Origin of the sequence: Flavobacterium sp., from assembly GCF_030146175.1 — a bacterium.
Classification (GTDB): Bacteria; Bacteroidota; Bacteroidia; order Flavobacteriales; family Flavobacteriaceae; genus Flavobacterium.
This window is the reverse complement of record NZ_JASLCE010000091.1, coordinates 19,992-34,113: the sequence shown is the minus strand read 5'-3', so window position 1 is coordinate 34,113 and position 14,122 is coordinate 19,992. Positions and strand designations below refer to the sequence as shown.

Annotated in this window: 16 protein-coding genes; 10 read left to right on the top strand and 6 right to left on the bottom strand. The window is 37.8% G+C overall.

The genetic code is table 11. The features are described 5' to 3' along the window. Positions 1–303 precede the first annotated feature (303 nt). Positions 304–804, top strand: coding sequence for an antitoxin Xre/MbcA/ParS toxin-binding domain-containing protein (locus Q1R07_RS10835; RefSeq protein WP_300489844.1), 501 nt, complete (start codon positions 304–306; stop codon positions 802–804). Continuing rightward, complete coding sequence (locus Q1R07_RS10830) at positions 804–1,280, top strand: RES family NAD+ phosphorylase (RefSeq protein WP_300489841.1); 477 nt, start codon at positions 804–806, stop codon at positions 1,278–1,280. The genes Q1R07_RS10835 and Q1R07_RS10830 overlap by 1 nt, the downstream gene beginning before the upstream one ends. 104 nt (positions 1,281–1,384) lie before the next feature. Here the strand turns inward: Q1R07_RS10830 and Q1R07_RS10825 are convergent, their stop codons facing one another. Then, positions 1,385–2,443: a serine hydrolase gene (locus Q1R07_RS10825; RefSeq protein WP_300489839.1), complete on the bottom strand. Its 1,059-nt coding sequence runs from the start codon at positions 2,441–2,443 to the stop codon at positions 1,385–1,387. A gap of 489 nt (positions 2,444–2,932) precedes the next feature. Here Q1R07_RS10825 and Q1R07_RS10820 point away from each other — a divergent pair, with 489 nt between their 5' ends. After that, entirely contained in the window at positions 2,933–4,087 is a 1,155-nt protein-coding gene (locus Q1R07_RS10820; RefSeq protein ID WP_300489836.1) for an aspartyl protease family protein, read from the top strand. Between the two features lie 44 nt (positions 4,088–4,131). Here Q1R07_RS10820 and Q1R07_RS10815 read toward each other — a convergent pair whose 3' ends face one another. Next, on the bottom strand, positions 4,132–5,610 hold the full coding sequence (locus Q1R07_RS10815) for a PLP-dependent aminotransferase family protein (RefSeq protein WP_300489833.1): 1,479 nt from the start codon (positions 5,608–5,610) through the stop codon (positions 4,132–4,134). 70 nt (positions 5,611–5,680) lie between these two features. Here Q1R07_RS10815 and Q1R07_RS10810 point away from each other — a divergent pair, with 70 nt between their 5' ends. Together Q1R07_RS10810 and Q1R07_RS10805 are read left to right on the top strand one after the other, a co-directional pair. Then, positions 5,681–6,130 carry a GNAT family N-acetyltransferase gene (locus tag Q1R07_RS10810; protein ID WP_300489829.1) on the top strand — a complete coding sequence of 150 codons (450 nt, stop codon included), beginning with the start codon at positions 5,681–5,683 and terminating at the stop codon, positions 6,128–6,130. Between the two features lie 18 nt (positions 6,131–6,148). After that, entirely contained in the window at positions 6,149–6,670 is a 522-nt protein-coding gene (locus tag Q1R07_RS10805; RefSeq protein ID WP_300489825.1) for a GNAT family N-acetyltransferase, read from the top strand. 380 nt (positions 6,671–7,050) lie between these two features. Here Q1R07_RS10805 and Q1R07_RS10800 read toward each other — a convergent pair whose 3' ends face one another. Continuing rightward, complete coding sequence (locus Q1R07_RS10800; RefSeq protein ID WP_300489822.1) at positions 7,051–8,946, bottom strand: metallophosphoesterase; 1,896 nt, start codon at positions 8,944–8,946, stop codon at positions 7,051–7,053. 209 nt (positions 8,947–9,155) lie between these two features. On the opposite strand from Q1R07_RS10800, the gene Q1R07_RS10795 reads away from it, so the two are divergent. The 5 genes from Q1R07_RS10795 to Q1R07_RS10775 all read left to right on the top strand — a co-directional run bounded on the left by Q1R07_RS10795 (position 9,156) and on the right by Q1R07_RS10775 (position 12,731). Then, on the top strand, positions 9,156–9,977 hold the full coding sequence (locus tag Q1R07_RS10795) for a hypothetical protein (protein ID WP_300489820.1): 822 nt from the start codon (positions 9,156–9,158) through the stop codon (positions 9,975–9,977). Between the two features lie 203 nt (positions 9,978–10,180). Then, the gene (locus Q1R07_RS10790; protein ID WP_300489818.1) at positions 10,181–10,654 is read left to right on the top strand and encodes a hypothetical protein; all 474 of its coding nucleotides are present in this window, start codon (positions 10,181–10,183) and stop codon (positions 10,652–10,654) included. After that, entirely contained in the window at positions 10,651–11,427 is a 777-nt protein-coding gene (locus Q1R07_RS10785) for an ATP-binding protein (protein WP_300489815.1), read from the top strand. The genes Q1R07_RS10790 and Q1R07_RS10785 overlap by 4 nt, the downstream gene beginning before the upstream one ends. Before the next feature lies 1 nt (position 11,428). Beyond that, positions 11,429–12,094 carry a response regulator transcription factor gene (locus Q1R07_RS10780; RefSeq protein WP_300489812.1) on the top strand — a complete coding sequence of 222 codons (666 nt, stop codon included), beginning with the start codon at positions 11,429–11,431 and terminating at the stop codon, positions 12,092–12,094. 295 nt (positions 12,095–12,389) lie between these two features. Then, positions 12,390–12,731 (top strand): zinc ribbon domain-containing protein YjdM, encoded by a 342-nt coding sequence (locus Q1R07_RS10775; protein ID WP_300489809.1) that lies wholly within the window; start codon positions 12,390–12,392, stop codon positions 12,729–12,731. 52 nt (positions 12,732–12,783) lie between these two features. On the opposite strand, the gene Q1R07_RS10770 is transcribed toward Q1R07_RS10775, so the two are convergent. The 3 genes from Q1R07_RS10770 to Q1R07_RS10760 are packed head-to-tail and all read right to left on the bottom strand — an operon-like array spanning position 12,784 to position 14,020. Next, positions 12,784–13,197, bottom strand: a complete 414-nt coding sequence (locus tag Q1R07_RS10770; protein ID WP_300489806.1) for an SRPBCC family protein — start codon at positions 13,195–13,197, stop codon at positions 12,784–12,786. Between the two features lie 2 nt (positions 13,198–13,199). Beyond that, a complete protein-coding gene (locus Q1R07_RS10765; RefSeq protein WP_300489803.1) occupies positions 13,200–13,703 on the bottom strand; it encodes an SRPBCC domain-containing protein in 504 nt (167 codons plus the stop codon). Continuing rightward, on the bottom strand, positions 13,700–14,020 hold the full coding sequence (locus Q1R07_RS10760) for a metalloregulator ArsR/SmtB family transcription factor (protein WP_300489800.1): 321 nt from the start codon (positions 14,018–14,020) through the stop codon (positions 13,700–13,702). The genes Q1R07_RS10765 and Q1R07_RS10760 overlap by 4 nt, the downstream gene beginning before the upstream one ends. Positions 14,021–14,122 lie beyond the last annotated feature (102 nt).

Sequence of the window (14,122 nt, the reverse complement as noted above, 5' to 3'; positions counted from 1 at the left end):
CTCAGCTGGTTCAGAGCACCTCGTTTACACCGAGGGGGTCGGGGGTTCGAACCCCTCATCGCCCACAGATTTAGAAACTCCAAAGTCGAAAGATTTTGGAGTTTTTTGTTTCAACCTCCGCGAAGAAATTATTTGATCATTGTTTAGGGCGGTGATATTATCTCACTTCGTAGGCACGGATTGTAAATTCGCACTACCTGATTTGTAAAGTATTGGTTTACTATACGTTATTTCCTTTTCTTTGGCTGGATATTTTGCTTTTGCAACAAAAATGCTGTATATTAGCAGTAAATTGATTGCGTCATGGGAAAAGTCACAAATAAAACAAAGCCATTTGATACGAAAAGGAGTATTCAAAAGGCAACAGGGAAAACGAATCCTGCCAGACAGTTTTCGTTGCATTCTGATGGTAAAGAATACCGATGGAGTAACAGACTTGAACGCGTAGGAGTTATAAGAGCTGGTATTCCCTATGATTCTATTGAGATTATTAGCAGGAGACTTAATAATCCGGTAAAATCCGTCTTGGCAATGGTCGGAATTCCTCAAACAACCTATAATAAGAAAAAAAGTGAGCATTCGCTTTTAGATAGCAGAGATAGTGAACTGGTGATACTGATTAATGAATTAATCGATTTTGGACTGGAAGTTTTTAATAATGAAGAAGAAAAATTTCAGCGTTGGTTAAAGAAACCAAATGTATCCATCGGAGGAAATTCGCCCGAAAGTATGCTGGATACCATCACAGGAATTAATGAAGTGCGATTTAGTTTGAATCGTTTAGAATTTGGAAACTTAGCCTAATGATAGTATTCAGAATCGAACGTGAGAAATATCTGGATACGACACTCACCGGAATTGGTGCTTCAATGTCCGAAGGTTATCGATGGAATAGTCTAAATACTAAAATGGTTTATACAGCCGAATCGAGAGCACTGGCAACGTTGGAAGTGGCTGTTCATTTGGATTTGAGTGAAGATTTGCCGGAGGATCGTTGTTATGTTGAAATTGAAATACCGGATGAGGTCGTCATACAGGAAGTGGCTATAGACGATTTGCCGGACGATTGGAATTCAAAACCACCATCTCTGACAACTCAGATAATTGGAGATGATTTCGTATTTTATAATGAAGCCGCAATTTTAAAAGTTCCGAGTAGTATCGTCCCTCAGGAATATAACTATTTAATAAATCCCAATCATCCGGATGCATCAAAAATCAAAGTTTTAAATACTTCAAAGATGACTTTTGATACAAGGTTTAAAAGTGTAAAAAAGTAAAACTACTGCTTCAAAAAAGTGGATAGTCGCAGTTGAGTTACAAAATATAAAACTCCAAAATCAAACGGTTTTGGAGTTTTTTGTTTTTATAGATTCGGCCAATTTTATTTTTGAATCGTTTGAGAAATGATGTTAAACAGATTTTGTCGCATTTTAGAATTCCGTTGATCCAGAAGTAATATCGCGCCCCAGTTTTGAGCTCTGTTATAAAATATAATTGACGACTGTCCCATCGAATCTCCGGATTTTAAATAGATCGTATTTTTTTCATCGGTTATAATATTGGTGCCCAATCCCATTTCCCGATTCTGATCTTTATAGGTTATTTTTTCGGTAAGTAGTGCCGCTTTCCCGATTGCTGTCTCACTGTTTAATACGGCTTTTAAATAAGAAACCATATCAGAAGCATTCGATTTTACCAAACCGGCTGATGCTGTGATATTCCATTCCATAAATTCCTGAATGCCACCATCAGGATTATGACTGGTGGTACGGTTTTTTACATTAAAATCTTTTGTCAGTGTATTGGTCATTTTTAATGGGGTTATTATTTTGGTTCGGATAATCGCATCATAACTTTTGCCATATACCTTTTCCAGTATCTGCCCAAGTAAAGTATAACCAATGGTAGAATAACGATACTTTCCATAATCGGTTAACGTTGTACAATTATTGATCAAGGTGGTTAGTGTCTGTTCGTTGACGTTGCTCATCGGTTGTTGCGGATTGCGTTCGATTAGCGTTTTAAAATCGATATCGGGTAATCCGGATTGATGTGAAGCAAGATCCGAAATCGTTATTTTGTTGCTAATGTTTTTATGCAGTTTGTATTCTTTTGGTAGGTGACTGTCGATGTAATCATCCAACTTTATTTTATGTTCGATAACAGCTTGTGTAATTAAATTTGACGTTAGAATTTTTGTAATCGAAGCAATTTCAAATACGGAGTTTTTATTGATTTTGTCCTGACTTTCAGTATTCAGATTGCCATAGGAGGTATAATATTCTTTATTGTCTTTGATCAGACCGAAACTAATACCGACACCTGGGTTTTTCTGATAATTATCCTGTAGTAGCGAATCAATCTTTTTGGTGATGTCTTGTCCAAAAGAAATGTTGCAGATCAATACTAGTGCTGTTACTAATTGTAATGAAGTTCTCATTGTACCGTGTTTTAGGTTAAAAAAATATTTCGGTACAAAGATGTCGGAGAAATCACGGCTGTGCGACCGAATACGTATAGTCGAACGCATTTGTTTTAAAAAATAAGTACGAATAGTTTATAATATAAGTACGAGTAATTACAAGGTGTTGTTTTATAGTTGTTTACGATTGTCGGTCGGAGTGTGACCGGTATGTTTTTAAAAGCGAGATTAAAAGAAAATTTGGAATTAAAACCGACTTCGTATAGAATTTCAGAAATGGTGACTTTACTTTTCGCATCATTTTTTAAAATTTTAATTGCTAATTAGCAGCTTTTTCAAAGTGAAAAGGAATCGTTTTTTCGTACTTTTATTTTTCACGTCTTTATTATCCGGTATTAAAAAAACGGATACCTATTGATGTTAAAACAGTGTTTAAATATTTCTCTAACGTGTGACTTGTTCTATATTTGTGCGAAATCATCAATCATTAAACGCAGTTAAAATCAAATGAAACACTACTATCTTACGCTTCTTCTGCTGTTTTCGGCTTATGGCTTTTCGCAAAACCGATTACCGGTTATCAAAGCGAATACCAAAACAGCAACAATTCAGGAAGTCGGACAACCGCTAAAGAAATGGAATTTAAGTCCGCAGATTAAAATCGATGCCTTTACAACCAATAAGTTGATAAAACCGGTTGTGATAAAATTTAAAACGGATATCGATTCCACTAGTTTTAAACTAAAACCCGGACAACAAAAAGATTTTATTGTTTTGCTCAATGGAAAGGATTCCTGTTATACGCGGATTCAAAGTCCCGAATTGAAAAATTTTAGCCGCGTAAAACCGGAAGTTCACGATACGATTCCGTTTGCGATCAATAAACACAACACCAATTCGATTAAAGTGGTGTTAAACCAAGTAGATACGTTAAACCTGAATTTCGATTCGGGTGCGACAGAATTGGTACTGATTGAAGAGGCCTTAAAAAACAAGGTAAAAAGTAAACTGGATCTGTATAATACACTGCATGATATTCAAGTAGGAAGCAGAACCTACAAATCGAAGGTTTACGATATCCAATTGGCAGGTCATGGTGTCGATGGTCTTTTAGGTTGGGATAATTTTGACGGTTATATTGTTGAGCTCAATTACGATAAAAATATCATGGTAGTGCATTCAAAACTGCCAAAAGCCGTAAAACAGAACAAAGCGATTGACAAGTTTAAAATGAAATATTTTAACCAGGTATTTTATATCGAAGGCGAGATAACGCAAGGAAAGACGACCGTAAAAGACTGGTTTATGTTTGATACCGGATATCAGAAAACGGTTGTCCTTGATAATGATCTTTTAAACAAGGCAAAATTCCCGGTCGCGGAAATGGCGGTAATTCGTACGGATACGCTTCTTGGTATCATGAAAAATAAGATCCCGGTGGTAACTTCCAATCTGGAAAGTCTGAAACTGGGCAGAAACGAACTGAAAAATGTACCCGCTCAGATTTTAACGACCAACAAACCGGTACGCGGTGCCAATGTTCATATTTTGGGAAGTGATGTTTTAAAACGATTTAATACGTTTTTTGACTTTCAGGAAAACGTAGTTTATTTACAACCGAATCATTTGTATGAGGTTCCCTATATTGAGAAAGCATCCTGATTTTGATTACAAAAAACGACCCATATCGAGGTCGTTTTTTGTTTTTATAGTATTTTTTTAAGGATCTCCACACTGCGGATCAATTCATCTTTCGATGCCGAAGCAAAACCCAATCGGATCGAATTGGTACTGTAATCCGGATATTGATGTGTTTTTCCATCGGATAGTAATAAACTTTTTTGTAGTGCTTTTTGAGCCAAAGATTCCAGATTGATGGAATCGGCAAAAGTTGTCCAAACCGTCATGCCGCCTTCCGGAATGGAAAACGTTACAGCATCGGATAATTGATCCGTAAGTAAATCACAAAATAAATCCCGTCGTTCTTCATAAACGGCAATCGCCTTTCGCGTATAGCGCTGTAGTGTTCCGTCCTGTAAAATAGTAGCCATCGCATTGTCGAGCATATGATCACCCTGCCGATCCAGTAAAATCCGAACCTGCGCCAAATGTTCGATCACGTTTTCCGGACCTACCAGATAGCCCATACGGAAAGCCGGCGAAAAACTTTTACTAAAAGAGCCGCAATAAATCACCATTCCGTTTTCATCGGCACTGGCTAAAGGTAATAACGGACGGTGTTTGTAATGGAAATCAAAATCATAGTCGTCTTCAAAAATGATAAAGCCGTATTCATTGGCCAGTCGTAATAACTCCAAACGCCGGTCAATACGTAGGGAGACGGTTGTTGGGTAATGATGATGCGGAGTCACATAAACCATTCGTACATTTTGTATCCGACATATTTCTTTTAGCGCCTCTATAACAATACCGTGTTCGTCAACCGGAATGCCGATATGCCGCGCTCCGGCATGAAGAAAATTATGATCGGCTCTTTTCCAGCCCGGAATCCCGGAAACCACCACATCACCGGGGCGAATCAGAGCGGTACAAACCAGATTGATCCCCATTAAGGTTCCCCGAACGGAAAGAATATTTTGAGCCGTTGTTTTTAAACCGCGTGTCGTGTTGAGGTAATCCGATAAGGTTTCCCGGTAATACTGCGGACCAGCCGGATCGTTATAACTCCCAAATCGATGGTATAGCCCGCCACGCGTAAGCTGGTTGCGATAGGCTCGGTATAGTTCTTTTAATGGAGCAAGACTCGGATCGGGATAACCATCGTCCAGATGAAGCTCCGGAATAAAGATGTCGGTAGCCTTATCCGGGTAGTTTTGAAAAGGAATACGAAACCCCGCTTTTTTCATAGCCGGATTATGCCGACTGCCGGTTAGTGTTTCCGGTTCATGGTCTACAAGATGTGTCGAAATAAAAGTTCCCCGGCCGACAAAACTTTCCAGCCATCCTTGCATTTGCAGCTCTTCATACGCCTTACCAACCGTGATCCGATTAATCTGTAATAGTCCGGCAAGATCCCTTGTGGAAGGTAGTTTCTGACCCGAACGGAGTTTTCCGGTTTTGATTAAATCGAGCAGGATATCGGCCAGTTGTAGGTATACCGGACGTGCTATAGAATGATCAAGAGACAGGTTTTCGAATAACGAATACAATATTGGGCTATTCATAATAATAGTATTGGATGATAAAGATAAGCCAATGATAATTTAGTTTTGGCATAACAAAAGAATAATTACAATGGATTATAAAATACGGGAATGCAAAGCAGACGATCTCGATACTTTGATTGTCTTATGTGCGAAACACGCCGATTACGAACGGGCTACGTATGAGGCTCGTGGTAAAAAGGAAAAACTGGATGCCGCTCTTTTTTCGGACAACAAAAAGCTATACGGTATTGTAGCGGAAGTTGCCGGTGAAGTGATCGGTTATGCGACCTATACGTTTGATTTTTCCACTTGGGAAGCGCAAAAGTTTATTTATCTGGATTGTTTGTATCTGGAAGAAGCGTATCGTAATTTTGGAATCGGACATGCTTTAATGGAAAAAGTGATCGAAATCGGGCAAACCGAAAATTGTATCAATATGCAATGGCAAACTCCGGATTTTAACGAAAAAGCCATCCGTTTTTATAAGCGTATTGGCGGAATTGGGAAAGAAAAAGTACGGTTTACACTACCGTTATAAATACAAAAAGCAAATAGTATGGAAAAGATAATGATTCGCGAAATTACGCTTCAGGATATGGAAGTATGGCAAGCCTTGGCAAAAGAGACGTTTTTTGAAACGTTTTCGGAAAATAATTCCGCAGAAAACATGGCGCAGTATCTCGAAAATAGTTTTAATATTCCGAGGTTAACAGCCGAATTAAGCAATCCGGATTCGCAGTTTTTTATGGCTTGGGATGGCACCACAGCGGTGGGTTATCTAAAGTTGAATTCCGGAAATGCACAAACCGAATTACAGGACGATACGGCTCTTGAAATCGAACGTATCTATGTGAAAAGCAGCTACCACGGACAAAAGGTCGGCCAGTTGCTATATGAAAAAGCGTTGGAAATAGCTCAGAAAGAACGCAAAAAATATGTTTGGTTAGCCGTATGGGAAGAAAATTACCGAGCCATTCGATTTTATACCAAAAACGGATTCGTGGCTTTTGATAAACATATTTTCAGATTGGGTAACGACGAGCAAACCGATATTATGATGAAAAAGGTTTTGGAGTAATACCAGCCGGATTTTTGTAGGCACAATGGTTAATTCTAAAAAAAGTCACTTTTTGAATTTTAAATGAAAGAATACCAAAAGGTAGTTAACAAATTGGTTACCTTTTGGCATTCTAATTAACCGCCTGTTTTTTTAATCCTTTAGCAAAGGATACAAGCATATTGGCCTGGTTTGCCGAATTGGCATCAAAATGGATTTCAGGAGTATTAACCCATTAATTTCAAATCCGTTCAGAACTAATTTTCTATAGCAACATTGTTGTCTATAAAGCCAAAATCAGACATATACATCAACTGAGCATTTACAGCGATCGGGAACATAGCCATAAAAAACCGAATGAATTTAACTCATTTGTATTCGGTTTCATAATTTAAAAATAGTTATGATTTTAATTTTAAAAACCATTTACTTGGAAAGCTTGCATCGGTAGATAAATAAGTGTTTGAAGAGTATACATATGGGCATAAAAACTGACCTCTAAAGTGTCTGTTGATGAAATAGACGGGGTCATTTTCGTTGATTTCCGGATTTTTTCCGTCGTAGTCAACTTTATGTATGATCCATGTCTGCTCTTTGTAGCCCTCTCTGGCATAATACAGGGTTTTCTTGGATTTCGATGCACTCAATACATTTGATTTCCCGGTTTTAGGGTCACAGGTAACGATTTGTAAACTATCTCCATGTTTTACAGTACCTATTCCTCCGTTGAATTTGAAGGCCGATTTACGTAAGGTCACTCTTGGGTAATAGGTTAAAATGTGTTTTTCATTATCGCCAATATAGTTTAATCCGTTTTCCAGGCTTATATAGAGTTTTTGGCCATAATCTATTTTTTTTGCATTTGGTGGTGTCGCCGGACTAAGTGGCTCCTGATTTAAAAGAATAGGCTTTGTGGGTATCGGATTGGGTGTGTTTTTTCCCCATGATGGATATTGATAGTAATTAATCATCGGTTTGTTTCCTTCCTCATTCCCTAAATCGATAATAGCATAGCCATGATTGAAGTATCCATTTTTTTCAGCTAGTTTATAGCGGTCATCATAAGGAGTATCCTTATATTTAATCTTATATGGGTCTTCCGAATGCAGTTCCTCAAATGCACTTGCTCCTATTAAGCGACCTTTATTGAGACCAAAAAGAGAATCCTGATAGATAACCTGATTGTGTTCGTGACCCCAAAACCAGGCTGCAATCTTGTTGTTGAAATAGGGTTGAAAGATATCGAGAAGGTATTTGTTTAGATTGGGATACGCCGAATGGACGGATGCGGAACCGTTTATTTTGGAATTATGGCTAAATAACTGATGGTGTGTGAAAAGAATGGACTGACCACTAAAATTTTTGATTTTATCAATATGCCATTCTGCTTCATCTTTATGAAGATTCGGGCCGGCATAGAAGGTGTCGATCTGATTTATTGGATTAGCATCGTCATAACCGCTGTCGGCTCCGATAAATTGCCATTTTTTATTTTCGGTTTCAATACAGAAGTAACTGGCGTGCTGAATAAGCTCAGGATTATAACTGTTAAGTCGGGCGATCATCTTGTAATAATCATATCCAAAGGCATAGTAATCATGATTCCCGGGGATGGAAAGGACAGGAATCCTTTTGTTGTTTCCGAGTGTTCGGGTAAACACTCTTTTTATAACGTTCTCGAAATTCGCAATGCATTCGTCATTCGTGCCCGAATAGTAAATGTCTCCCAAATGAATAATCAGATCTGGTTTGTTATGTCTAACCAGGGTTTCGAGTAAATATTCCGCATCTTCCATACCGGTACCCCAATCGCCGATAATGGCGATTTTTGCATCGTTTTTGAGTTTGTGCTTTATACGTCCGAAATTGAGATCTTTTTTGCCCTCAACTTTCCAGGAGTTGTATTTTAATTTGCCCTTATATTTTGTGTAATATTCCAAATAGGTAGTCACACACGTTAAAAATCCGGGATCACGATCGCTAAATTTGCGATACTCGGCTAATAATTGTTGCTCATGTTCGTGGGCTTCGAGGATTCTGGCTATAGCAATCTCGAAGGTTAATTCCGAAATCTGGGATAATTCTTCAACAGTACTATCGTTTGTTTCAGACCGAAACTCAGGATGTTCACCTTGTAGGTTTTCAGCTTTCGCAATATGGAGCCTTAACGCTTCTTGAATCGGAAGCGGTTTGCCTTTAGAAGATTTCAGTAAAGCGGATTCTTTTTCGAAATGTTCTGTAACAACAGATTGCCATAATGATAATTGTTGCAAGTTTGTTTTTGTTGGATTTTCCATTATGAATTAAATTAAGGTTACATTTTTATTGAATTAGATATTCCAAAATTGAGCCTTATATCTTTTGGAATCAATGTGAGTTTTCCCGTTTTGGAAAGGGGATTATTCCCGGTTAAAAAAGGAGAGAACTTATGGATAATGTGAAAGTTAACTTGTAATACTCTGAAATTATCTATATTTTTGAATGACTCCATTTAATGTTGAAAACCATGATATTAGAACCTACGCCTATAGAGGATATTATTCAGCTGTTTCCGGATTTATATCCATTGCGGAAAGAGGATATTTTAAACCTTGAGTTAGCTCCGAAAACAAGAGAAGAAGGTGATCAGGAAATCAGAGATTGTGATACGTATTTACAGTTGGATTCCCATACTGTCGCGTATCATTTAGCTTCCTTATCATTAAAGCAACTAACCAAGTTGTTTGAATTTGCCACAAATTTAGGTGATGACAATACTGAGAGGGTAACCGGGTTGAAAGTTTTAATTGGAGCCGGGACTGTTGCGGATAGCACGACCACGACATTACTACCCTTGTTTCAGCCGCTTTATCTTAAGCGGATCAAATCGGAGGAGACAATCGGAACCTATGAGGTGTTCCCCGGGAAATACTATCAGTTTAAAGGATCGGAAACGAATACTGTTCCCGAAGAAGATGTAGAAAAATATAAGAAAACTTATCGGGTAAACGTTATAATTCAAGAAAAAGAATTTCGTTCGGGTGTCAATACAGAAGCGGTAATCTTTCCTTTTCAGACTATTTTTACATTATTGTACGATAATGAAGAAACAAAAGAGGTGTTATTGTACAATGCTATAAGAAGGGATCTTGATCTTGACCGTAATGCAAAGCACAGTATATTATTGTCTTCTCAAAAAATGATGGAAGCTAGCAATTTCAAAGGAAAATATGCTAATCGTTCCCATTTGTGTCCGCCGGATTGTAATACATTAGAATATAATGTGGCAAAATTTATAGAAGGTGCCATTCTTGACTGGAAAGAGGATGTTCCTCAAAATCGGACCTGATTATTTTGTCAAAACAGGTTATAATCGAGCTAACGATACTATGCACTACTTTTATAGTAGGAGTACGAGCGATCCAGTACATGACAGCGTTTTTTCGTGTCCTTTTTATCCAATTGGTTGTTTGGATGGGTTTTTACATTTCACTGCATTGGCTCACATGCAACCAAATTAAAAACGGATTGATGCCAAACAATCAATGGCTAATGAATATTCATATAGTGTTTGAAACATTGATATTGTATACGGCTGCTTATACCATCAGAAAAAATAAGCGGCTTCAGATTAGTATCATTATAGCAGCATTTCTTTTTATAACGGTTTTTATAATCCAGCTCATTACCAATGGGATTGAAGTTTACATGAATTATGCTGATGCTGTGGAATGCATCACCAGTACGGTACTATTTGCTCAGGTAGGCTTTTATTATGTCAAAATAAAAAATAGTCACGGGTTAATAACGCCGGAACTGCTAACTTGTCTGGGGTTATTGCTTTATTTTGGAGGTTCGGTTCCCTATATAACGATGATACATTACCTCCAAAAAAATAATCCGGAATTAAATCATCTGCTTTTTGATTTTATCAGTAATGTATTAGCCAATGTACGGTATGTTTTGCTGGGCTTTTCTTTTTGGCTGATATATAAAAAAGCACATAATCTGAACGTGAAATTATGAATGAAATCGTATTAGGAATCATAATAGGGACACTGCTGATTTTACTCCTGATCTTTGGCATTTTTGTCGCCTTTTCACTCATTTCCAAACAACGGTTACAGCAGGAAAAAAGGTTGGCTGAAGCAAAGCTGATTTTTGAAAAAGAAATTCGCCTTGTTGAAAGTGAAGTTTCAGAAAACATAATGACGCAATTGGCAAATGAACTTCATGATAATGTAGGCCAGCTTTTAACGGTAACACATATTCATATTGAGAACCAGAAAATTGATGATCCGGGACTCGTTGCAGCCTTTAGGCCTGTTGAAACCTACTTAAATGAAATAACACAACAGATACGAATGCTGAGCCGTACGCTCAATAATGACTTTATCGGAAGTATTGGTTTACGAGATTCGATTCCGTTAGAAATAGAGCGATTAAGAACGCTAAAGCGTTTCAATGTGCATTGTACCCCTATAACGACTATTTCAGGCCTAAATAAAGATGAAGAGTTAATTGTATTTCGGATTTTTCAGGAAATAACGCAAAATGCATTGCGTCATGCTAAGGCAAAAAACCTTTATGTTGCAATTGTGAGCACCCCGGAATATTTTGAGTTTTGTGTTCAGGATGATGGAAAAGGTTTTGATAAAAATGAAGTATTCGAAAATGGTCGCGCATCTGGCTTAAGAAATATTAGTAAAAGAGCAACACTCGCTTTGTTCGATTGTGAAATACAATCCGCTAGTGGGAAAGGAACAAAAATTGTGTTAAAAAAAATAACAGCACCTTGAAATGGATAAAACCAAAAAGCTTGTATTAGTCGACGATCATGTTATCATCCGAAATGGACTCAAAGAACTTATTGAAAAGATAGGGCCTTATAAAATCATACATGAATTTAATTCGGGACTTGATTATTTTGCAGCTTTACCATTTGAAACAGAACCCGATTTGATCATTTTGGATTTGAATATGCCGGAGATGGATGGTTTCGAAATCGTCGAAATGATGAAATATAGAGCTATAAAAACGCCAATATTGATCTTGACATTGGAAAGTGATGAAAATACAATTATTCAGCTTTTTCGAAAAGGTGTCCGTGGGTTTTTAAAAAAAGATTGCAGTGCCGAAAATCTCAAAACAGCATTACAGTCAATTTTTCAATTTGGATACCATCATAATGAATTTCTGACGTTGTCGCTGCAAAATGAAATGCCACAGCCTGAAAAATCAGAGGCCGACTTGATTTTAGATCAATTGACCGAAAGAGAACGGGAATTTCTAAAATATGTATGTCACGATAAGGAATATACCTACGATCAGATTGCAAGTCTTATGTTTGTTCAGCCCAGAACTGTAGATGGATATCGGGAGTCGCTATTTAATAAATTTGAAATTAAGTCGAAAACCGGATTAGTTCTTTTCGTATTAAAATATAGACTAATTGATAAATTGTAATTCCGTTATGGATATAGAATGGTTTTGAATTCGGGACTTGTTCTTCTGTTATCCGTGACGATTTATGAGAATATCTGAAATGCATTATTTTGAATAATCTGTTTTTGTTTATCAATTCCGGAAGATATCGGGAAAATTAGTATGTAGTTTGAGGTAAAATGCTAATTTTGCGGAATACATACTAAAGTTGTTAAACTGGAAAGTGTTTTTTAGAAGATAAACAATAAATAGATAGTGTAATTGCTATTATTGCAAATAATGGCAATACGGATTTTTAATAAGTAACGAAACGATTATGTCTGACGAAATGAAAACATGTCCGCAATGCGGATCACCTTATGGGTATTATTTAAACGATTTGGCCTATGCCTGTCCGGAATGTACACACGAATGGAATCCTGCCGAAGTAGGATCGCAAGATGTTCTGGTAATAAAAGATTCGAATGGGAATATTTTACAGGATGGTGATGCGGTTATTGTAATTAAAGACCTACCGGTTAAAGGAGCAAAAGGGCCAATCAAAGCGGGAACCAAAGTGAAAAATATCCGTCTTACCGATGGTGATCATAATATCGATTGCAAAATCGATGGCTTTGGCGCAATGGCATTAAAGTCGGAATTTGTTCGAAAAGCATAATCATCAAATTCAAAATGAAAAAGGACATACTATCGAGTATGCCCTTTTTTATTTAATGACTTTCGGCATATTTTTTAAAGTTGTTTAAAATGGCCTGCCATCCGCTTTGTTGCATTTCAATTGGATTTTGATTTTCCGGATCGAAAGCGATCACAAGATCGGTAGCGGTATCATTTTCATGGAATGTAACGGTTACTTGTCGGCCGTCGGGCATGGTGTAGCTAAAATGTTCTCCATCGCTGATTTCGTCATAAGTCGCTTCAAATTCAAACCCGAAGCTTCCGTCCCGTGCTTCCATTCGGGCGCTATAGGTACCGCCAACCTGCATGTCGTTCGACGCTTTCGGACAATGCCAGGATGGATCGGCAAAGTTCCATTGTGTAATATGTTCCGGCTGAGTGTAGTAGTTCCACACTTTATTTTTATCGGCTAAAATAGTAGCGTTAATTGTGATTTTAGAGGCCATGTTTATCGGTTTAAGAGTAGTAGTAATTCGTCTAGTTTTTCAAGGGTTGCGATCATACCCGGTTCCATACCCATTTGGATTACGGTTTCCAGATCGGATAGGGATTTATAGGTTACAATGGTTTCCACCAGCGTATTGTTGCCTTTGTCGGTAAAGTTAACCAGCCAGTCGGAACTCGGAAGCTCTTTATTAAGGTCACCGGCTTCGTTCGCAAAAGCATCCCAGGCCGTATAATAATCGATCGGTTTGATTTTCTGATACGCCATCCAGTTCCAATATTCGGTACCGTTTGGTTCGATCATGGCATAATGCCAGTGGCCGCCTTCACTAAAATCCATGGCTTTGGTTTTGGTGGTTAACGGTTTTGGTGCAAACCATTGATCTAATAGTTCACTTTTGGTATAACAGTCCCAAACCAATTGACGGTTGGCCATAAACTCCCGTCTGATTGTCAATGTGTTTTTTTCCTTGTCGGCAAGGAAGTCGAATTGCAGGTTGTGTTTCATTTTTGTTGGTTTTTAAGGTGGTCTAATAGGTTGTCGAGTTGTTCGAATCGGCTTTCCCAAATCGTACGGAATTGTTCCAGCCATTGATCAATTTCTTTCATCTTGTCGATTTCAAGCTGGTAATAAATTTCCCGTCCCTGTTGTTCCTGTTTTAACAATTGACATTCGGTTAGTATTTTCAGGTGTTTCGAAACAGCTTGCCGCGTCGTGTTAAAATGTTCGGCTATCGCATTGGGTGTCATCGCTTGTACGGCAATCAATGTGAGTATGGCTCTTCGGGTCGGGTCGGCAATGGCTTGAAATATATCGCGTCGCATAGTCTTTTCTTTTTTATGTGAAACCAATCAGTTGCAAATATATATGAAACTATTCGGTTGCGCAAATATTTTGAAACAAAAAATCAAATGACATAAAAAAAC